This is a genomic window from Stenotrophomonas maltophilia group sp. Smal12, assembly GCF_037079935.1.
Taxonomy (GTDB): Bacteria; Pseudomonadota; Gammaproteobacteria; order Xanthomonadales; family Xanthomonadaceae; genus Stenotrophomonas; species Stenotrophomonas sepilia.
Genome location: NZ_JBAWUK010000022.1, coordinates 19,453 through 38,820 on the forward strand (window position 1 = coordinate 19,453; position 19,368 = coordinate 38,820).

General features: G+C 67.4%; 15 protein-coding genes and 1 pseudogene. 13 read left to right on the forward strand and 3 right to left on the reverse strand.

Features of this window, described 5'->3' with window-relative positions:
* Positions 1–789, reverse strand: a complete 789-nt coding sequence (locus WDC87_RS11400; protein WP_061479265.1) for an enoyl-CoA hydratase/isomerase family protein — start codon at positions 787–789, stop codon at positions 1–3.
* Between the two features lie 119 nt (positions 790–908).
* Between WDC87_RS11400 and WDC87_RS11405 the strand changes: the two genes are divergently transcribed.
* Genes WDC87_RS11405 through WDC87_RS11415 form a run of 3 tightly spaced genes read left to right on the forward strand, consistent with a single transcriptional unit; the run spans position 909 to position 3,270 of the window.
* Positions 909–1,163, forward strand: coding sequence for a FeoA family protein (locus tag WDC87_RS11405; RefSeq protein ID WP_049464336.1), 255 nt, complete (start codon positions 909–911; stop codon positions 1,161–1,163).
* On the forward strand, positions 1,160–3,025 hold the full coding sequence (locus WDC87_RS11410; protein ID WP_072168999.1) for a ferrous iron transporter B: 1,866 nt from the start codon (positions 1,160–1,162) through the stop codon (positions 3,023–3,025). Before WDC87_RS11405 ends, WDC87_RS11410 begins: the two co-directional genes overlap by 4 nt.
* Positions 3,025–3,270 (forward strand): DUF6587 family protein, encoded by a 246-nt coding sequence (locus tag WDC87_RS11415; RefSeq protein WP_252745280.1) that lies wholly within the window; start codon positions 3,025–3,027, stop codon positions 3,268–3,270. The genes WDC87_RS11410 and WDC87_RS11415 overlap by 1 nt, the downstream gene beginning before the upstream one ends.
* Positions 3,271–3,337: 67 nt before the next feature.
* On the opposite strand, the gene WDC87_RS11420 is transcribed toward WDC87_RS11415, so the two are convergent.
* A complete protein-coding gene (locus tag WDC87_RS11420; RefSeq protein WP_072168998.1) occupies positions 3,338–3,799 on the reverse strand; it encodes a DUF4304 domain-containing protein in 462 nt (153 codons plus the stop codon).
* 143 nt (positions 3,800–3,942) lie between these two features.
* Here WDC87_RS11420 and dapB point away from each other — a divergent pair, with 143 nt between their 5' ends.
* The 5 genes from dapB to WDC87_RS11445 all read left to right on the forward strand — a co-directional run bounded on the left by dapB (position 3,943) and on the right by WDC87_RS11445 (position 10,797).
* A complete protein-coding gene (dapB, locus tag WDC87_RS11425; protein WP_088497769.1) occupies positions 3,943–4,662 on the forward strand; it encodes a 4-hydroxy-tetrahydrodipicolinate reductase in 720 nt (239 codons plus the stop codon).
* Positions 4,663–4,882: 220 nt separating this feature from the next.
* Positions 4,883–6,010, forward strand: coding sequence for a glutamine-hydrolyzing carbamoyl-phosphate synthase small subunit (gene carA, locus WDC87_RS11430; protein WP_072168996.1), 1,128 nt, complete (start codon positions 4,883–4,885; stop codon positions 6,008–6,010).
* A 149-nt stretch (positions 6,011–6,159) separates the two neighbouring features.
* Positions 6,160–9,402 (forward strand): carbamoyl-phosphate synthase large subunit, encoded by a 3,243-nt coding sequence (carB, locus tag WDC87_RS11435; protein ID WP_072168995.1) that lies wholly within the window; start codon positions 6,160–6,162, stop codon positions 9,400–9,402.
* Positions 9,399–9,875 (forward strand): transcription elongation factor GreA, encoded by a 477-nt coding sequence (gene greA, locus WDC87_RS11440; protein WP_005409483.1) that lies wholly within the window; start codon positions 9,399–9,401, stop codon positions 9,873–9,875. Before carB ends, greA begins: the two co-directional genes overlap by 4 nt.
* A gap of 4 nt (positions 9,876–9,879) precedes the next feature.
* Entirely contained in the window at positions 9,880–10,797 is a 918-nt protein-coding gene (locus WDC87_RS11445) for a phosphoglycerate mutase (protein WP_111201316.1), read from the forward strand.
* Positions 10,798–10,896: 99 nt separating this feature from the next.
* Here WDC87_RS11445 and WDC87_RS11450 read toward each other — a convergent pair.
* Positions 10,897–11,927 (reverse strand): annotated as a pseudogene (locus WDC87_RS11450) (DUF1176 domain-containing protein).
* Between the two features lie 158 nt (positions 11,928–12,085).
* Between WDC87_RS11450 and recJ the strand changes: the two are divergent.
* The 5 genes from recJ (at position 12,086) to WDC87_RS11475 (ending at position 19,216) form a co-directional block, all read left to right on the forward strand.
* The gene (recJ, locus tag WDC87_RS11455) at positions 12,086–13,843 is read left to right on the forward strand and encodes a single-stranded-DNA-specific exonuclease RecJ (protein ID WP_088497773.1); all 1,758 of its coding nucleotides are present in this window, start codon (positions 12,086–12,088) and stop codon (positions 13,841–13,843) included.
* Between the two features lie 143 nt (positions 13,844–13,986).
* Entirely contained in the window at positions 13,987–16,899 is a 2,913-nt protein-coding gene (locus WDC87_RS11460; protein ID WP_252745279.1) for a VIT domain-containing protein, read from the forward strand.
* Positions 16,900–16,977: 78 nt separating this feature from the next.
* On the forward strand, positions 16,978–17,226 hold the full coding sequence (locus WDC87_RS11465; RefSeq protein ID WP_172412160.1) for a hypothetical protein: 249 nt from the start codon (positions 16,978–16,980) through the stop codon (positions 17,224–17,226).
* Positions 17,149–18,274, forward strand: a protein-coding gene (prfB, locus tag WDC87_RS11470; RefSeq protein ID WP_111008336.1) for a peptide chain release factor 2 whose coding sequence is annotated in 2 segments (ribosomal slippage) — positions 17,149–17,223 and positions 17,225–18,274 — 1,125 coding nt in all. Because the reading frame shifts where the segments join, the coding sequence is not laid out codon by codon here. Before WDC87_RS11465 ends, prfB begins: the two co-directional genes overlap by 78 nt.
* A gap of 159 nt (positions 18,275–18,433) precedes the next feature.
* A complete protein-coding gene (locus tag WDC87_RS11475) occupies positions 18,434–19,216 on the forward strand; it encodes a helix-turn-helix transcriptional regulator (protein WP_072168992.1) in 783 nt (260 codons plus the stop codon).
* Positions 19,217–19,368 lie beyond the last annotated feature (152 nt).

The following is a 19,368-nucleotide window of genomic DNA, read 5'->3' on the forward strand; positions in this document are numbered from 1 at the left end:
TCAGGCTTCCGTGACCCAGTGGGGGGCGCGCTTGTCGAGGAAGGCGCCCAGGCCTTCCTGGCCCTCGGCGGAGACCCGCAGGCGCGCGATCAGGGCCGCATTATCGCGATCCAGTGCGTCGCGGTCATGGCTGTCGCGGACCTGCCGCACCAGCTGCTTGGCGGTGGACGAGGCGATCGGGCCGGCCTTGTCGAGCAGGGCCAGCTGGCGTTCCAGCGCCTCGTCCAGGCGCTCGGGTTCGACCAGTTGATGGACCAGGCCGATGCGCAGCGCGGTGTCGGCATCGAAGTGCTCGCCGGTGGCGAACCAGCGACGGGCCTGGCGCGGGCCGATGGCCTCGATCACGTAGGGCGAGATGACGGCGGGCAGCAGGCCCAGGCGGCTTTCGGTCAGGCCGAAGCGGGCCGCGGTGCTGGCGATGGCAATGTCGCAGCAGGCAACCAGGCCGACGCCGCCACCGAAGGCCGCGCCGTGGACCCGGGCCAGGGTCGGCTTGGGCAGCTCGTCCAGGGTGCGCATCAGCCGCGCCAGGGCAAGCGAGTCCTCGCGGTTGTCGGCCTCGCTGGCCGCGGCCATGCCACGCATCCACTGCATGTCGGCACCGGCCGAGAAGGAAGCGCCGTGACCGGCGACCACCACGGCCCGGACCGAATCATCGCCGCCGGCGGCTTCCAGTGCGGCAGTCAGCCGGGCGATCAGGCTGGCGTCAAAGGCGTTGTGCAGCTCCGGCCGGTTCAGCCAGAGGGTGAGGACAGCGCCACGGCGCTCGATCTGCAAAGCATCGTTCATGGGATTCCAGGGTCAGTCCATACCTGTATGGATCATAGCGGGCCATTGGTCATGGGCCATGACGCGACGCGGGAATGTTAGAATCGAGAACCATTTACATCCAGCAGAGAACACGCTAGATGACGCTGTCCGAACTGCCGCTGCACACCTCGGCCGTGGTCGAGTCCGTGCAGGACCTGCATGCCAACGATGCCATTGCCCGCCGCCTGCGCGAGCTGGGTTTCGTGAATGGCGAGGAAGTACGCCTGGTGGCCAAGGGCCCGGTGGGGGGCGAGCCGCTGCTGGTGCAGGTCGGGTTCACCCGGTTCGCGCTGCGGATCAGTGAAGCCAAGCGCGTCGTGGTCGACGCCGTCAGTCAGGAACGACGCGCATGACCGCCATTGTCTCCGCCTCACCGCTGCGCATCGCGCTGGTCGGCAACCCCAACAGCGGCAAGACCGCGCTGTTCAACCAGCTGACCGGCAGCCGGCAGAAGGTCGCCAACTACACCGGCGTCACCGTCGAGCGCAAGGAAGGCCGCCTGCGTGCGCCGTCCGGCCGCGAATTCGCCGTGCTCGACCTGCCGGGCGCCTACAGCCTGCATCCGGCCAGCCTGGACGAGGCGATTACCCGTGACCTGTGCCGGGGCTTCTACCCGGGCGAAGCTGCGCCGGACGTGCTGCTGTGCGTGATCGACGCCACCAACCTGCGCCTGCACCTGCGCTTCGCGCTGGAGCTGCGTGAGCTGGGCAAGCCGATGGTGGTGGCGCTGAACATGGTCGATGCGGCCCAGCGCCGTGGCATCCAGGTGGACGTGGCCGCGCTGGAGCGCGAGCTGGGCGTACCGGTGGTGGAGACCGTGGCGGTGCGCAAGCAGGGTGCCAAGGCCCTGGTCGAGCGCCTCGATGCGATGGTGCCGCACCTGGATGCGCCGGTGCCGGGCCCGGAAGGTGGCATCGATTACCACGGCAAGGTGCGCGAGATCCTGTCGGTCGCCGTGCGGATGCCGGCGCGGACCGCGAAGATCGACGACGCGCTGGACCGCTGGCTGCTGCACCCGGTGTTCGGGCTGATCAGCCTTGCAGTGGTGATGTTCCTGATCTTCCAGGCGGTGTACGCCTGGGCGACGCCGTTGATGGATGGCATCGAGGCTGGCTTCGCCTGGCTCGGTGCTCTCGTTGGCAGCGTGTTGCCGGAGGGCCCCCTGGCCAGCCTGCTGACCGACGGCATCATCGCCGGCGTCGGTGGCGTGGTGGTGTTCCTGCCGCAGATCCTGATCCTGTTCTTCTTCATCCTGGTGCTGGAGGAATCCGGCTACCTGCCACGTGCGGCGTTCCTGCTCGACCGCATGATGGCCGCCGCCGGCCTGTCCGGCCGCTCATTCATCCCGCTGCTGTCCAGCTTCGCCTGCGCGGTGCCGGGCATCATGTCCACGCGCAGCATCCAGGACCCGCGTGACCGCCTGGCCACCATCCTGGTCGCACCGCTGATGACCTGCTCGGCGCGCCTGCCGGTGTACGCCCTGCTGATCGGTGCATTCATTCCGCAGAAGACGGTGTGGGGGGTATTCAACCAGCAGGGCCTGGTCCTGTTCGGCCTGTACGCCGCCGGCATCCTCAGTGCGCTGGCGATGTCGTGGATCATGAAGAAGTGGCGCCGCGACAAGAGCGAGCATCCGCTGATGCTGGAGCTGCCGTCGTACCGCCTGCCACATGTGCGTGACCTGGCGGTGGGCCTGTATGAGCGCGGCATGATCTTCCTCAAGCGTGTCGGCGGCATCATCCTGGCGCTGACCATCCTGCTGTGGGTGCTGCTGTCGTTCCCGGCGGCCCCGGCCGATGCCACGATGCCGGCCATCGACTACAGCTACGCCGGCCGGATCGGCCATGCGATGGCGGTGTTCTTCGCACCGCTGGGCTTCAACTGGCAGATCTGCATCGCGCTGATCCCGGGCCTGGCCGCGCGTGAGGTGGCGGTATCTTCGCTGGCCACCGTGTATGCGCTGTCGGCCGCCGATGACGATGCCGCCAGCCAGGCGCTGACCCCGTTGATCAGCGATGGCTGGTCGCTGGCCACGGCCCTGTCGCTGCTGGTCTGGTACATCTACGCCCCGATGTGCATCTCGACGCTGGCGACCATCAAACGCGAGACCAACTCGTGGAAGCAGATGGGCTTTGCCGCGTTCTACCTGTTTGCCGCGGCTTACGTGGCCGCGCTGATCACCTATCAGGTGACCAAGGCGCTGGGAGGCGGCTGATGGATACCGGGCTGCTGATCCAGTACCTGATCATCGCGGTGGCCGTGCTGGTCAGTGCCTGGGTGGTACTGAAGAAGCAGTTCCCGGGTACCGTGCGCACGCTGCGCGGGGCCTTGGCGCTGGCCCTGCTGAAGCCGGGTCGCGCGGCCGGGCTGCAGGCGCTGGGGCGGAAGATCGCGCCGCCGGCCAGCGGTGGTGGCGGTGCCTGTGGGGGGTGCGACAGCTGCGGGCCGACCAAGAAGTAGCGTCCAGCCATGCTGGACCGCGGCTGTCCGGAGGGTGCGAACTTTCGACCCGCACGCTTTCCAGGGTTCAGACCTCTCTGCGGATGATCGCGCGGAAGTTCCCGTCCTGATTCAATCGCCGCACCGATTCGCGGTTTCCATGGGCTGCTGCGAAACCCGCCACGTCGGCCAGGGCATCGAGCAGCAGGGCCTTCAACGCGTCGCGGTTGCCGGCCTCCAGCAGATCTTCAAGGTCCTGCTGGATGAAGGTCCGGCGCAGGCCTGGCGTTTCTTCGATCCGCCAGTCGACATGGGGCGTGGGAATGCTGGAGCGGTACCGGAAAGCCGTTTCAAGATCGTCAGGCGCGAGGGGATACGCGAGCAGCTCTGGAAAGTAGAGTCCAGCATTCACATAGAAGCCCCGGCTTTCGCTGGCGCGCTGGTGATTAACGACAAGCAGGGCGGCATCCAGCAAGCGGTAGCGCGTGGTCGACGTCCCGGCATAACCGGTCTTCCTGGCGCATTTGCTGAAGACGGTCGAGGATTTCATGGGTTTTGCCCGGGCTGAGGGAAGGGCCACAGACTTGAAGGGGAGCGTTGCCGCGTCCAGTGGCAAACCCGTCACCGCAGGGGCAAGCAGCATCGCAGCGATGGCGCTTGCCGGAGCGGGCGTGCTGCCGCTAGCCTGCAGGCATGAACCAGACTCCCCTGCGATTGCTCATTCACGGTGCCTCCGGGCGCATGGGCCAAGCCCTGCTGCGGCTGGCCGCCGAACATTCCGAAACCCTGCAGATCGTGGCCGCCGTGACCGGTCGCGCGCCGGCCCAGCGCGTAGTCGACGGCGTGCCGTTCTTCGCGGCCAGCGAACTGCCCGGTGCGCCGGTGTTCGACGTGGCCATTGACTTCAGCCTGCCGGAGGGCTTCGACCCGCTGCTGGCGCTGTGCGTGGATCGCGGGGCAGGACTGGTGTCGGGTACCACCGGCATTTCCAGCACGCAGCGCCAGGCGTTGGATGCGGCAGCGGCGAAGATCCCGCTGGTATGGGCCTCGAACTTCAGCCTGGGCGTGGCCGTACTGGACGAACTGGTGGAGCGCGCGGCGCAGGCGCTGGCCGGCTGGGACTGCGACATCGTCGAATCGCACCACACCCAGAAGAAGGACGCGCCATCGGGCACTGCACTGACCCTGGGCGCGGCCGCCCAGCGGGGTGGGGCGGAACCGCATTACGCCAGCCTGCGCGCCGGCGACATCGTCGGCGAGCACCTGGTGCAGTTCACCGGGCTGGGCGAGCGCATCGAGCTGGTACACCGGGCCACCAACCGCGACATCTTCGCCCGCGGCGCCCTGTTCGCCGCCCGCCAGCTGCAGGGCCGGGCCCCGGGCAGCTACCGGGTGCGGGACCTGCTGGCGTAAGGCGGTAGTGCCGGCCGGATCGAAATGAATGCGCAATCGCCTGTTCATGAAGCGCGATAACCGCTGGCGCGAGCGCCCCGGCAGCGCTACAATTCGCACTCGCCGAATCACGAAAGCCGGACCGGTCCCAGACCGTACGTCCGCGCTTTTTTGCAACCGGATTTCCGTGAAGCGCAGGCGTGACTTCGGCAGCCCCCTCGGTAGCCAAAGTGAGATTCCCGTGACCCAAGCCGCAATCCTCGTCCTCGAAGACGGCACCGTATTCGAGGGCGAATCCGTAGGCGCGCCCGGCCTGTCCGTCGGTGAAGTGGTGTTCAACACCGCCATGACCGGCTATCAGGAAGTGTTGACCGACCCGTCCTACGCCCGGCAGATGGTCACGCTGACCTATCCGCATATCGGCAACACCGGCATGACCGACCAGGACGACGAAGCGTCCAAGGTGTGGTCGGCCGGCCTGATCGTGCGCGACGTTCCGCGCCGTCCCAGCAACTGGCGCAGCCAGGTGTCGCTGCAGGACTGGTTGATCCAGCGTGGCGTGGTCGCCATCGCCGGCATCGACACCCGGAAGCTGACCCGCATCCTGCGCGAGAAGGGCGCGCAGAACGGTGCGCTGATGGCCGGCGACATCGACGTGGAAAAGGCACTGGAAGCCGCCCGCAAGTTCCCGGGGCTGAAGGGCATGGATCTGGCCAAGGTCGTCACTACCGAGAAGACCTACACCTGGACCGAGGGCCAGCTGGACCTGGATGCCAACGCCTTCGTCAGCGTGCCGGCCCGGTTCAAGGTCGTGGCCTACGACTTCGGCGTGAAGACCAACATCCTGCGCATGCTGGCCGAGCGCGGTTGCGAAGTGACCGTGGTGCCGGCGCAGACCCCGGCCGCCGAAGTGCTGGCGCTGAAGCCGGACGGCGTGTTCCTGTCCAACGGCCCGGGTGACCCGGAACCGTGCGACTACGCCATCGAAGCGATCAAGACCTTCATCGACGTGAAGGTCCCGACCTTCGGCATCTGCCTGGGCCACCAGCTGCTCGGCCTGGCCTCGGGCGCGCAGACCATGAAGATGGGCCACGGCCACCACGGTGCCAACCACCCGGTGCAGGACCTGGACAGCGGCCGGGTGATGATCACCTCGCAGAACCACGGTTTCGCGATCGATGAAGCAACCCTGCCGCCGACCCTGCGCGTGACCCACCGTTCGCTGTTCGACGGCACCAACCAGGGCGTCGCCCGCACCGACGTGCCGGCGTTCTCGTTCCAGGGCCACCCGGAAGCATCGCCGGGCCCGCACGACGTCGGTCCGCTGTTCGACCGTTTCGTGGCGCTGATGGAGCAGGCCAAGGCGTGATCAGTACGCCGCCGGCCCCCCGGTGGCGTCGCGATGGACCGTAAACCCCGCATCGCTGCTGCCACTGGCGCGGCGCTGCGGATCAAGATTCCTGATCGACAGCGTGCGATCACTCCCCCTTGTCACGCTGTACTGACTTAGAGAAGAAAATGCCCAAGCGCACTGACCTCAAGACCATCCTCATCATCGGTGCTGGCCCGATCGTCATCGGCCAGGCCTGCGAGTTCGACTACTCCGGTGCCCAGGCCTGCAAGGCCCTGCGTGACGAGGGTTACCGCGTGGTGCTGGTCAACAGCAACCCGGCCACGATCATGACCGACCCGGAGATGGCCGACGCCGTCTACATCGAGCCGATCAACTGGCAGACGGTCGAGAAGATCATCGCCAAGGAAAAGCCCGATGCGCTGCTGCCGACCATGGGTGGCCAGACCGCGCTGAACTGCGCGCTGGACCTGGCCGACAACGGCGTGCTGGAGAAGTACAACGTCGAGCTGATCGGCGCCAAGCGCGAAGCGATCCGCATGGCCGAAGACCGCGAGCTGTTCCGCGTGGCCATGGGTGAGATCGGCCTGGAGTGCCCGACCGCCGCCGTCGCCCACACCCTGGACGAAGCGCTGGAAATCCAGACCCGCGTCGGCTATCCGACCATCATCCGCCCCAGCTTCACCCTGGGCGGCAGCGGTGGCGGCATCGCCTACAACCGCGAAGAGCTGGTCGAGATCGTCAGCCGCGGCCTGGAGCTGTCGCCGACCACCGAAGTGCTGGTGGAAGAGTCGGTGCTGGGCTGGAAGGAATTCGAGATGGAAGTGGTCCGCGATACCGCGGACAACTGCATCATCGTCTGCTCGATCGAGAACCTGGATCCGATGGGCGTGCACACCGGTGACTCGATCACCGTGGCGCCGGCGCAGACCCTGACCGACAAGGAGTACCAGCGCCTGCGCGATGCCTCCATCGCCGTGCTGCGCAAGATCGGCGTCGACACCGGTGGCTCGAACGTGCAGTTCGGCATCAACCCGAAGACCGGCCGCGTGGTCGTCATCGAGATGAACCCGCGCGTGTCGCGTTCGTCGGCGCTGGCCTCCAAGGCCACCGGCTTCCCGATCGCCAAGGTCGCCGCCAAGCTGGCCGTGGGCTACACCCTGGACGAACTGAAGAACGAAATCACCGGTGGCCTGACCCCGGCCTCGTTCGAGCCGTCGATCGACTACGTCGTCACCAAGATCCCGCGCTTCGCCTTCGAGAAGTTCCCGGCCGCCGATGCCCGCTTGACCACCCAGATGAAGTCGGTGGGCGAGGTGATGGCGATGGGCCGCACCTTCCAGGAGTCGGTGCAGAAGGCCCTGCGTGGCCTGGAAACCGGCAAGGTCGGCTTCGACCCGACCGGCCTGGACCTGGGCAACGAAGATGACCTGCAGACCCTGCGCCGCGAACTGAAGGCACCGGGTCCGGAGCGCCTGTTCTTCGTCGCCGACGCCTTCCGTGCCGGCATGAGCGTGGAAGAGATCTACGCGCTGTCCTTCATCGACCACTGGTTCCTGGACCAGATCGAGGAAATCATCGCGGCCGAAGGCGAAGTCGCCGCCGGTGGCATCGACGCACTGGACGCTGCGCGCCTGCGCAAGCTGAAGCGCGCCGGTTTCTCCGACGCGCGCCTGGCGCAGCTGACCGGCACCAACGAAGCCGCCATCCGCGCGCTGCGTCGTGCGCACAAGGTGCGCCCGGTCTACAAGCGCGTGGACTCCTGTGCCGGTGAATTCTCCACCGGTACCGCCTACCTGTACTCGACCTACGAGGACGAGTGCGAGGCCGCGCCGAGCAACCGCGACAAGATCATGATCCTGGGCGGTGGCCCGAACCGCATCGGCCAGGGCATCGAGTTCGACTACTGCTGCGTGCACGCGGCGCTGGCGCTGCGCGAGGATGGCTATGAAACCATCATGGTCAACTGCAACCCGGAAACCGTGTCGACCGACTACGACACCTCCGACCGCCTGTACTTCGAGCCGCTGACCCTGGAAGACGTGCTGGAGATCGTCGAACTGGAACAGCCGAAGGGCGTGATCGTGCAGTACGGCGGCCAGACCCCGCTGAAGCTGGCGCGCGCGCTGGAAGCCAACGGCGTGCCGGTGATCGGCACCAGCCCGGACTCGATCGACCTGGCCGAAGACCGCGAGCGCTTCCAGCAGCTGGTCGACACGCTGGGGCTGAAGCAGCCGCCGAACCGCATCGCCCGTAATGATCAGGAAGCCCTGCTGCTGGCCCGCGAGATCGGCTACCCGCTGGTGGTGCGCCCGAGCTACGTGCTGGGCGGCCGTGCCATGGAAATCGTCTACGGCGAAGCCGACCTGGCCCGCTACGTGCGCGACGCGGTGAAGGTGTCCAACGATTCGCCGGTGCTGCTGGACCGCTTCCTCGACAACGCCGTGGAGTGCGACGTCGACATCATCGCCGACAAGGATGGCAACGTCCTGATCGGTGGCGTGATGGAGCACATCGAAGAAGCCGGCGTGCACTCGGGCGATTCCTCCTGCTCGCTGCCGCCGTACTCGCTGTCGGCTGAAACCCAGGCCGAACTGCGCCGCCAGGTGGTGGAGCTGGCCAAGGCCCTGAACGTGGTCGGCCTGATGAACACCCAGTTCGCGATCCAGACCAGCGACGAAGGTGCCGACACCATCTACCTGCTGGAAGTGAACCCGCGTGCCTCGCGCACCGTGCCGTTCGTGTCCAAGGCCACCGGCATGCCGCTGGCCAAGATCGCCGCCCGCTGCATGGCTGGCAAGACGCTGGCCGAGCAGGGCGCGACCAAGGAAATCGTGCCGGACTACTACTCGGTGAAGGAAGCGATCTTCCCGTTCGCCAAGTTCCAGGGCGTCGACCCGATCCTCGGGCCGGAGATGCGCTCCACCGGTGAGGTGATGGGCGTGGGCCGCAGCTTCAACGCCGCCTTCGCGCGTGCGCAGGAAGCCGGCGGCATCAAGGCACCGCCGGTCGGCAAGGCCTTCGTTTCGGTCCGCGATCCGGACAAGAAGCGCGTGCTGCCGGTGGCCAAGGCGCTGCTGGCGCGTGGCTACAGTCTGGTCGCGACGCGTGGCACCGCCGCGTGGCTGCAGCAGCACGGCATGGACTGCGAGATCATCAACAAGGTGGTCGAAGGCCGTCCGCACATCGTCGACTCGATCAAGAACGGCGAGATCGTCTACATCGTCAACACGACCGAAGGTCGTTCGGCGATCAACGACTCGTTCTCGATCCGTCGCGAGGCGCTGCAGCATCGCGTCACCTACTCGACCACCATTGCCGGCGCCAAGGCGCTGGTGGATTCACTGGAATTCCGCGGCACCGGCCCCGTCTGGTCGCTGCAGGAGCTGCACAAGGAGTTGAATGCATGAGAGCCCCCATCACGATGAAGGGCGCGCAGAAGCTGCGCGACGAACTGGATCACCTGAAGTCGGTCAAGCGCCCGAAGGTGATCGCGGCCATCGCCGAAGCACGTGAGCATGGCGACCTGAAGGAGAACGCCGAGTACCACGCCGCGCGCGAGGAACAGGGCTTCATCGAAGGCCGCATCAAGCAGCTCGAAGGCGAGCTGTCGCACGCCGAGATCATCGACGTGAGCAAGCTCAATGCCGGCTCCAAGGTGGTGTTCGGTGCCAGCGTGACCCTGGCCGACGTGGAAACCGACGAAGAGAAGAAGTACCAGATCGTTGGTGACCTGGAGGCGGACATCAAGCAGGGCCTGATCGCGATTTCCTCGCCGGTGGCGCGCGCGATGATCGGCAAGCTGGAAGGTGATTCGATCGTGATCGACGCCCCGGCCGGCCAACGCGAGTACGAGATCGTCAGCGTCAGCTACGTGGACTGACCCGGTGGCAACGGCGACCCTGCTGTTGCCGGCACGCAGCCGCTTTGCCGCGGCTGCGCTGCCGGACGATGTGGCACGCGCGCTCGGTCGTGCCACGACGGTGCAGGTCGTCCCGGGCGAGCGCGCGCAGCTGACACGCCATTTCTCGGTTGCCGCGCCGCACTGGCCGGTGGCCGCGTTGACCCGCCAGCGCGACGTCGGCGATGCCGCCGGCGCCAGCTGGCTGCGTGCCGATCCGGCCTGCATGGTGCCGGACATGCACGGCGCGCGGATGATGGCCTACGGCGAAACACTGCGGCCGACGCTGGCCGACAGCCTCGCCCTGCTGCCAGTGCTGCAGCCGCTGTTTGCCGATGCCGGCTTCGTGCTCGACGCACCCGATCCCTCGCGCTGGTACCTGCGCCTGCCGATCGACCTGGCCCTGCCGGACTTCGACAGTCCCGACGAGGTGCTCGGCGATGACCTGTTCTCGCACCTGCCGGAAGGCGAGGGCGGCCGCCGCTGGCGGGCGCTGATGACCGAGGCGCAGGTACTGCTGCACAACCATTCCTGGAACCAGCAGCGCGCCGCGCAAGGACAACAGCCGATCAATTCGCTGTGGTTCTGGGGCGGTGGCGTGATGCCGGTATCGGTCAGCACGCCGCACGCACAGGTGCGCAGCCGCGATGCCCTGCTGCAGGGCCTGGCCCTGGCGGCCGGTGTGGCCGTGGATGGCGAACAAGCGGTGGATGCACTCGTTGATCTGCGCCAGCTGCGTTCGCTGCAGCAGCTCGGCAACGATGCGATCCGGCCGCTGCTGGCCGCGCTCAAGCGTGGCGAACTGCAGCGGCTGGTACTGGACTTCGAGGATGGCCTGCAGTTCCAGCTGGACCGTGGCCAGCGCTGGCAGTTCTGGAAGAAGCCGCGCCAGCTTCACGACTGACCGGGGTCGGATCCGTTCTCCATCGGAAAACGGCTCTGCCCCCCCAGGGTTTGTCGGGGTTGCCGGCCAGCGGCCGGCACTACCGCAGATAGCGGCGCCTCAACGGACCTCGCTCACCACCGTTGGCAGCGTCCAGTGCCCGCCCGCGACGCCCCGGCACTGCCCGGTAGTGAACTCGCTGCTCTTCACGAATCGCGCGCCATCCCAAGCCCAGTCGTGGCCGGAGAAGCAGTCACCGATGCCGCGCCCACGGAAGCGCCCGCGCAGCGTCGCGTCATCGCGATCAAAGTCCTCCGCGTTGGAGGTCACGAACTTCGCCCGGTACGGTGCTTTGTCCTGCACTACCCAGTAGCCGCTGCTGAAGTTGTAGGCACCCACGAAGCAGCTGGTGCTTGCCAGCACATGCTGGGCGTCCAGTCGCTGGATCTCGATCTCATCTGTCCCGCCATCGCTCAGGCGGCCGCACTCATCCGGCTTCGGTAGGCTGGCGATCAGTGCCTTGCGCAGGCCCGGTGCGATCGCCAGTGCCGCGTCGGAGGCGCGCGGTGCCACCAGCGTGCCGCGCATGATCACTGGCACCGGCAACGCCGCAGGCACGCTCGCTTCAGCCTTGTCGCCACGCCGCACCAGCGCACCGGGCGTGCTTGGGCCTCGTCCATCTTCAGCAGTACGGCCGCTGCACCGCTGTCGGAGATCGGCCACGCCTTGGCCTTGCCGTCGATAATCTCGATGCGTGCCTGGCGCGGCAGTGCGGCGACCAGTGCATCGGTCTGTGCCTGCTGCAACAACACTGTGTCCCCGTCGCCGGTGTCGCGCACCGGGCCCAGGTCCTTGCCGTTCAGGTGCAGGCGCAGCGCCCCGGTCGGCGTCGGGCTTTCGCCATCCTCGCCATTGCGCAGCCGCGCGAGCACCTTCGTACCCGGGCCGCCGGCGCGCTCCAGCATCAGGCTGAGCAGGTTGCCCGCAGCTTGCGGGCTGTAGCCAGCCGCGCGGCAGGTGCGGGTGTTGTCACAGGCCAGCGACCAGTCGTTGTGTTCGAATTCGACCCCGGGCCTGGGTTCAGGCGTCGCGGAGTGAGCGGCGGGGGCCACGGCGAGTGCCATCAGCGCGGTCAGCAGGATGCGGGTCATGGATGGAAGTCCGTTCCAGGGCAGGCAAGCATGGAAGATGCGGTCGTGAAATCCAAATGCTGCTGGCCGAAGAGCCAAGGGGCCTCGTCAGCGGCGGCAGCCGACCGGGGGAGCGGTGCACGTTATGATGTGCGGGTCTTTTGTAACCGGCGATGCCGATGTCCCTTGCCGCCGATGCTGCGCAGCCGCCCTCTGATATACCGCTGATCCGCCGCCGCGATGCGGTCGTGCCCGGCAGCTGGCCAGAGGGCACGCTGCCATTGCTGGCGCGACTCTATGCCAGCCGCGGTGCGGGTACACCAGAGCTGGCGCTGCCGAAACTGGGCAGCCTCCACGCGCCCGAGCTGCTGACCGGTATCGATGATGCAGTGGGCCTGCTGATCGAAGCCATCGCCAACGACAAGCGCATCCTGGTGGTTGGCGATTTCGACTGCGATGGCGCCACCGCCTGTGCGGTCGGCGTGCGTGGCCTGCGCATGCTCGGCGCGCAACACGTCTTCCACGCGGTACCGAACCGCATGGTGCATGGCTATGGCCTGTCGCCGTCGCTGGTGGAGGAGCTGGCCGCGCTGCAGCCGGACCTGCTGGTGACCGTCGATCACGGCATCGCCTGCCATGCGGGCGTGACCGCGGCCAAGGCGCGCGGCTGGCAGGTGCTGGTCACCGACCATCACCTGCCCGGGCCGCAGTTGCCGCCGGCCGATGTCATCGTCGATCCCAATCTCGACGGTGATGCCTTCCCCAGCAAGTCACTGGCCGGCGTCGGCGTGATCTTCTACGTGCTGATGGCGCTGCGCCGGCAGATGCGCGAGGCCGGTGTCTTTGCCGATGGCAAGGGGCCAGACCTCACCACGCTGCTGGATCTGGTGGCGGTGGGCACCGTTGCGGACCTAGTAGCGCTGGACCCGAACAACCGTGCGCTGGTCAGCGCAGGCTTGCGCCGTCTGCGCGCAGGGCAGGGCTGTGTCGGCCTGCGTGCCCTGATCGAAGCCAGCGGCCGTGATGCCGCGCGGCTCACTGCCACCGACATCGGCTTCGCACTCGGCCCGCGCCTGAATGCCGCAGGCCGGCTGGAAGACATGGCGCTGGGCATCGCGCTGCTGTTGACCGAAGACCCGCGCCAGGCGCGCGAGATCGCGCAGACGCTGGAGCAGATCAACTCAGACCGCCGCGCGGTGCAGCAGTCGATGACCGATGACGCCGAGCAGGCATTGACCCGGGTAGTGCTGGACATGGCCGGTCAGCGACCGGTGGCCGCCTGCCTGTTTGATGCCGACTGGCATCCCGGTGTGGTCGGCCTGGTCGCTTCGAAGATGAAGGATCGCCTGCATCGCCCGGTGATCGCCTTCGCCCCGGCCGAACCCGGCGCCGATACCCTGCGCGGGTCTGCGCGCTCGATTCCCGGGCTGCACATCCGTGACGCCCTGGCGCTGGTCGATGCGCGCCATCCGGGCCTGATCGAACGCTTCGGCGGCCACGCCATGGCGGCTGGGCTCAGCCTGCGGCGTGACCACGTTGATGACTTCAAGGCCGCCTTCGTCGCGGTGGTGCTGGAGATGCTCGATCCGGCGGCACTGCAGCAGCAGGTGCTAAGTGACGGCGAGCTGGCGGCGGACGAGCTGGACCATCGCCACGCCGATGCGTTGCGCCTGGCCGGCCCGTGGGGCCAGGGTTTCCCCGAGCCCCTGTTCGACGGCCACTTTGAAGTAGCCAACTGGCGCGTTTTGAAGGAGCGTCACCTGAAGCTGGAACTGCGCCTGCCCGGCGTACCCGGCACCATCAACGCCATCCATTTCGGCGGCTGGCACGGCAACGCGCCGAGTCGCCACGTGCATCTCGCCTATCGGCTCGCCTGCGACGACTATCGCGGCGGCAGCGCCATCCAGCTGATCGTCGAGCACTGCCTGCCCGCCTGAGAAAAAGGGGACGGAGGGGATTAAGTCGCTTGTGCCTTGTTTGCCAGTTGCGACTTAATCCCCTCCGTCCCCTTTTTTGGTCTCCCAACCCCGTTACGGCTGCTGGTGCGTTCAACGATCCACGATCCCACTGGAGTCCGGTCATGGTCTTCGCCCGTTGCTGCACCGTGTTGTTGCTGGCCCTTGCGGCCTGGCCCGCTGGCGCACAGTCGCCGCCGATCTCCCGGCCGCAGGCCGCCACCCCGCTGCTGATCGCGCCGGCGGCTGAGCAGGCGGTCCAACTGCAACACGCCCGCATCGAGGGCGAGATCCAGGCCGGCATCGCCCAGACCCGGATCACCCTGGAATTCCACAACCCGAACCGGCGCGTGCTGGAGGGCGAGCTGCAGTTCCCGCTGGCCGAGGGCCAGCAGATCAGCGGCTTCGCGCTGGATATCAACGACGAGATGCGTGACGCGGTGCCGGTGCCGAAGGACCGCGGCCGCCAGGTGTTCGAGGAGATTGCCCGCCGCGGCGTTGACCCGGGCCTGCTGGAACAGACCGCCGGCAATCAGTTCCGGCTGCGCATCTACCCGCTGCCGGCCGGTGGTAGCCGGCGCGTGCAGCTGGTGATCCGCGAGCCATTGGCCTTCGCCGGCCAAGGCTGGCAGTGGACGCTGCCGCTGCAGTTTGCCGCCGGTGCAGCCTCGGTTGAACTGAAACTGCAGGCCCCCGGCGCGACTACTGCAGGTACGGCGCCGTTCCGCATCAGCGCGGGCCAGCTGCTGTGGCAGGGCGAGGGCGCGCAGTTGCCGAAGCAGCTGCAGTGGGATCTGCCGGCGACCCGCCAGGCACAGGTGCAGGTGGCGCCCTGGCAGGACGGCCATTACCTGCTGGCGCAGCTGCCGGTGGCGGCCAGCAGTACGCCGCGCACGTTGCCCAGCGAGATCGGCCTGCTGTGGGACGGCTCCGGTTCGGCGGGTCAGCGCGATCGCACGCGCGAGTTCGCACTGCTGGACCGTTACTTCGCAGCGCTGGGTGACGGCACCGTGGCGTTGACCGTGCTGCGCGACCGCGCCGAGCCGGTACGTCGGTTCCGCATCCGCGCCGGCAACTGGAGTGAACTGCGCGCAGCCCTGCAGGCCGTGCGCCCGGACGGTGCCAGCGCGCTGGCACAGTGGCAGCCGCAGCCGGGCGTGAAGGAATACCTGCTGGTCAGCGATGGCCTGCTGACCTATGGGCCGGAACAGCTGCCGGCGATGGCGTCGGATCAGCGCCTGTTTGCGATCAGCAGTGCCGGTGCGCGCACTGATGCCGTGCGGCTGCGTGGTTGGAGTGAGGCGCATGGCGGTCGCTTCGTTGCGCTGGGCAAGGATGTCGATTCGGCGGCGCGCGCGCTGCTGTCGTCGCCGCTGGATGTGCAGGTCGATGCGGGGCGCGGCGTGCAGGACGTGGTGATCGATCGTCGCAGTGAAGCGCAGGGCTGGCTGTGGCTGCATGCACGACTGGCGGCCGACGGTGTGCCGATGCGGGTGCGCGTGGGTGGCGGCGAATGGCAGGCGCTGCCCGCCACGCAGAAGAGCGACGACGGAGAGCTGCTGTCCGGCCTGTGGGCGCAGGCGCGCCTGCAGCAGCTGGCCGCCGACCGCCGTGGCAACCGCGAGGCGATGCAGCGCCTGTCCCAGCAGTTTGGCCTGGTGGGGCCGGATACCTCGCTGATCGTGCTGGAGACGTTGGAGGACTACCTGCGCTATGCGATCCGCCCTTCGGACACGCTGCGCGCGGAGTACGACGCCAGGTTTGCAGTGCAGGTCAGGGATCGCGCCGCTGCTGATCGCCAGCGCCTGGATGAAGTGGCCGCCCGCTGGAAGGAGCGCCAGCAGTGGTGGAACCGCAGCTGGCCGAAGGGTGCGCCGCCGCGGGCCAAGGAAGCAGCGCTGGACGTTGCTTCGGCCGACTATCCTGCCGAGTCAGCGCCGATGGCGATGCTCGTCGCACCGGCGCCCGCGGCACCGCCCGCGCCTGCACCGATGGCCGCGGCGGCAGAACAGCGCATGCAGGCCAGCAGCGCACGCGCGCGTCGTCCGGCGCCCGCGTCGGAGAATGCACTGGATTCGATTGTGGTCACCGGCGGCTCGGTCGATGCCGCTGCAGCCGCCAACGATGGCCAGCTCGGCATCCAGCTGGCGGCCTGGCAGCCGGACTCGGCCGTCGCCCGGCGCCTGCGCCAGGGGCCGCCATCGCAGCTTTATGACCGCTATCTGGCCGAGCGCGATGCCCACGCCGACAGCAGCGCCTTCTTCCTCGATGTGGCCGACCTGCTGCTGGAGCAGGGCCAGCGCGAGCTGGCACTGCGGGTGCTGTCGAACCTGGCCGAAATGGATCTGGACAACCGCCACCTGCTGCGCGTGCTCGGTTACCGACTGATGCAGGCCGATGCTCCCGCACTGGCGGTGCCGGTGTTCGAGCAGGTGCTGGCGATGGGCCAGGAAGAACCGCAGAGCTTCCGCGACCTGGGCTTGGCGCTGGCAGCGGCCGGCAAGCCACAGCAGGCACTGGCGCCGCTGTACCAGGTGGTGGTGCGGCCGTGGGACAGCCGCTTCGATGGCATCGCCCTGATCGCGCTGGATGAGCTGACCAACCTGGTGGCCGGCAGCACGCCCCGGCTGGATACCACCGGCATCGACCCGCGCCTGTTGCAGGCGATGCCGCTGGACCTGCGCGTGGTGCTGTCGTGGGACGCCGACAACAGCGACATGGACCTGTGGGTGACCGACCCGAACGGCGAGCGCGCCTACTACGGCAACCGGATGACCTACCAGGGCGGGCAGATGTCGCAGGACTTCACCGGCGGCTATGGCCCCGAGCAGTTCTCGCTGCGCAACGCCAAGCCGGGCAAGTACAAGGTGGAGGCGAACTACTTTGGCAGCCGCCAACAGCTGGTGACCGGTGCGACAACCCTGATGCTGCGGCTGACCACCCACTGGGGCACGCCGAAGCAGAAGGATCAGATGGTGACGATGCGGCTGAAGGACCGTGCTGAGACCGTGCTGGTGGGTGAGTTCGAGGTGAAGTAGTCAACTGCCCCAAGTGGCCGTCCGAGGGTGGGCCAAGGAAGACCCTCGTCGACGCCGCTCTGGGCAAGGAGGTCCTGTGTGGGGTCGGCCGCGGCCCGGCCGGCTCCCCGCGCCAAGGCGGGCATCGCCTGCCTGAATGCAGCGCCAGTGCATCATGCTGGAGCCCCGGCGCAGGCCCAGGCCCTCATTCCGGGCATCCCCGGCCTGCGGTATCATTACCAGTCATCTTTTGAATGCATAACCGCCGACATGATCGAACTGAATCCTGTCCGCCAGCGCATCACCGATCTGACCGATCGCGTGCTGTCGCTTCGGGGGTATCTTTGACTACGACGCCAAGAAAGAGCGTCTTGAAGAAGTAACGCGGGAGCTGGAAAGCCCCGACGTCTGGAACAACGCCGAGTACGCCCAGAACCTGGGCCGCGAGCGTTCCAGCCTGGAAAAGACCGTGGGCGGCATCGCCTCGGTGCTCGATGGCCTGAACGACGCCACTGAACTGCTGGAGCTGGCCGAGTCCGAGCAGGACGAGGAGACCGCACTGGCGGTGGTCGCCGACCTCGACAAGCACCAGGCGCACGTGGAGAAGCTGGAGTTCCAGCGCATGTTCTCCGGCGAGATGGACAATGCGGCCGCGTTCGTCGACATCCAGGCCGGTGCCGGTGGCACCGAAGCCCAGGACTGGGCCGAGATCCTGCTGCGCATGTACCTGCGCTGGTGCGAGTCGCGCGGCTGGAAGACCGAACTGATGGAAGTCTCCGGTGGCGACGTCGCCGGCATCAAGTCGGCCACGCTGCGCGTGGAAGGCGACTATGCCTACGGCTGGCTGAAGACCGAGACCGGCGTCCACCGCCTGGTGCGCAAGTCGCCGTTCGACTCGGACAACCGCCGCCACACCAGCTTCACCTCGGTGTTCGTGTCGCCGGAAATCGATGACAACATCGACATCACCATCAACCCGGCCGACCTGCGTACCGACGTGTACCGTTCGTCCGGTGCCGGTGGTCAGCACGTGAACAAGACCGAGTCGGCGGTGCGTATCACCCACATCCCGACCAACATCGTTGTGGCCTGCCAGACCGGCCGCAGCCAGCACCAGAACCGCGACAACGCGATGAAGATGCTGGCCGCCAAGCTGTATGAACTGGAGATCCAGAAGCGCAACGCCGAGAAGGACGCGGTGGAAGCCACCAAGTCCGACATTGGCTGGGGCAGCCAGATCCGCAACTACGTGCTGGACCAGAGCCGTATCAAGGACCTGCGTACCGGCATCGAGCGTTCAGATACGCAGAAGGTGCTGGACGGCGACCTGGACGAGTTCGTCGAGGCCAGCCTGAAGGCCGGTTTGGCCGTGGGCTCCAAGCGCGCCGATGCCTGATCGACGCGCCTGCGCGTATTTCGTCACCCTCGTGCGCAACGCCGAGGGTGGCTGATCACGCTTCCGGTAGAGCCGAGCCCATGCTCGGCTGCTGTTGGCGCAGTAGCAGACGCGTCGAGCATGGCTCAACGCCACAACTACAAAGGGTAGGACGGGCCGATGATGCGCAGCGAAAGTGAACGCAAGGAACTCGGCGGCTTCCTCAAGGCCTGCCGCGCCCGTGTCGACCCTGCCACGCTCGGCCTCCCGGCCGGGCGCCGGCGCACCCCGGGCCTGAAGCGCGAGGAAGTGGCGCTGGCGATCGGGGTCAGCGTCAGCTGGTATACCTGGATCGAACAGGGCCGTGAAGTGCGCGCCTCGCCCGAAGTGCTTGAGCGCCTGGCACAGGTGCTGCGCATGAGTGACGACGAACGCGCCTACGCGTTCGCGCTGTCCGGCTACGGCGTGCCGCTGGAATCGCCGGACGAGAGCGTGACCGATGGCCTGCGCCAGCTGGTGGAGGCGATGCAGCCGATCCCGGCCTACGTACGCAATACCCGCTTCGACATCCTGGCCTGGAACCCGGCCATCGCCGATCTTTTCGTGGACTACAGCCAGCTGGCGCCGCATGAGCGCAACACGCTGCGGCTGATGTTCCTGTACCCGCCGTACCGCACGCTGATCCTCAACTGGGAAGAAATGACCCGCGGGCTGCTGGCGGGCTTCCGCGCGGCGATGGCGCAGGCCCCGGACAAGGCCCCGTTCCTGGCGCTGGTGGAAGACATCGCCGCGCACAGCGAAGAGTTTCGCCAATGGTGGCCGGAGCACGACGTGCGTCGGTTCGATGAAGGTGCGAAGAAGCTCAACCATCCCACGCGGGGGTTGCTGGACCTGCAGTACGTGGCGCTGGTGCCGGAGAGCCGGCACGACCTGTCCCTGGTGACCTACCTGCCGCGAGGGTAGGGGTTTACGGCAGGGCTTGCAGCCCTGCACCTGCTCAACGCAACGGCCAGAGCCAGAGCTGGATTCCGTGGTTTGGCGGGGCGGTGTCGGGGTGCGGGGACGCCGCAAGTACGTCCGTGTAGGCTTGGCAGCCGCATCCTTGCGGCTGACAC

What these genes read in the sequence shown, in the direction of transcription:
- WDC87_RS11400 (WP_061479265.1), bottom strand. Translation starts at nt 789, where the DNA reads ATGAACGATGCTTTGCAGATCGAGCGCCGTGGCGCTGTCCTCACCCTC.
- WDC87_RS11405 (WP_049464336.1), top strand. Translation starts at nt 909, where the DNA reads ATGACGCTGTCCGAACTGCCGCTGCACACCTCGGCCGTGGTCGAGTCC.
- WDC87_RS11410 (WP_072168999.1), top strand. Translation starts at nt 1,160, where the DNA reads ATGACCGCCATTGTCTCCGCCTCACCGCTGCGCATCGCGCTGGTCGGC.
- WDC87_RS11415 (WP_252745280.1), top strand. Translation starts at nt 3,025, where the DNA reads ATGGATACCGGGCTGCTGATCCAGTACCTGATCATCGCGGTGGCCGTG.
- WDC87_RS11420 (WP_072168998.1), bottom strand. Translation starts at nt 3,799, where the DNA reads ATGAAATCCTCGACCGTCTTCAGCAAATGCGCCAGGAAGACCGGTTAT.
- dapB (WP_088497769.1), top strand. Translation starts at nt 3,943, where the DNA reads ATGAACCAGACTCCCCTGCGATTGCTCATTCACGGTGCCTCCGGGCGC.
- carB (WP_072168995.1), top strand. Translation starts at nt 6,160, where the DNA reads ATGCCCAAGCGCACTGACCTCAAGACCATCCTCATCATCGGTGCTGGC.
- greA (WP_005409483.1), top strand. Translation starts at nt 9,399, where the DNA reads ATGAGAGCCCCCATCACGATGAAGGGCGCGCAGAAGCTGCGCGACGAA.
- recJ (WP_088497773.1), top strand. Translation starts at nt 12,086, where the DNA reads ATGTCCCTTGCCGCCGATGCTGCGCAGCCGCCCTCTGATATACCGCTG.
- WDC87_RS11460 (WP_252745279.1), top strand. Translation starts at nt 13,987, where the DNA reads ATGGTCTTCGCCCGTTGCTGCACCGTGTTGTTGCTGGCCCTTGCGGCC.
- WDC87_RS11475 (WP_072168992.1), top strand. Translation starts at nt 18,434, where the DNA reads ATGATGCGCAGCGAAAGTGAACGCAAGGAACTCGGCGGCTTCCTCAAG.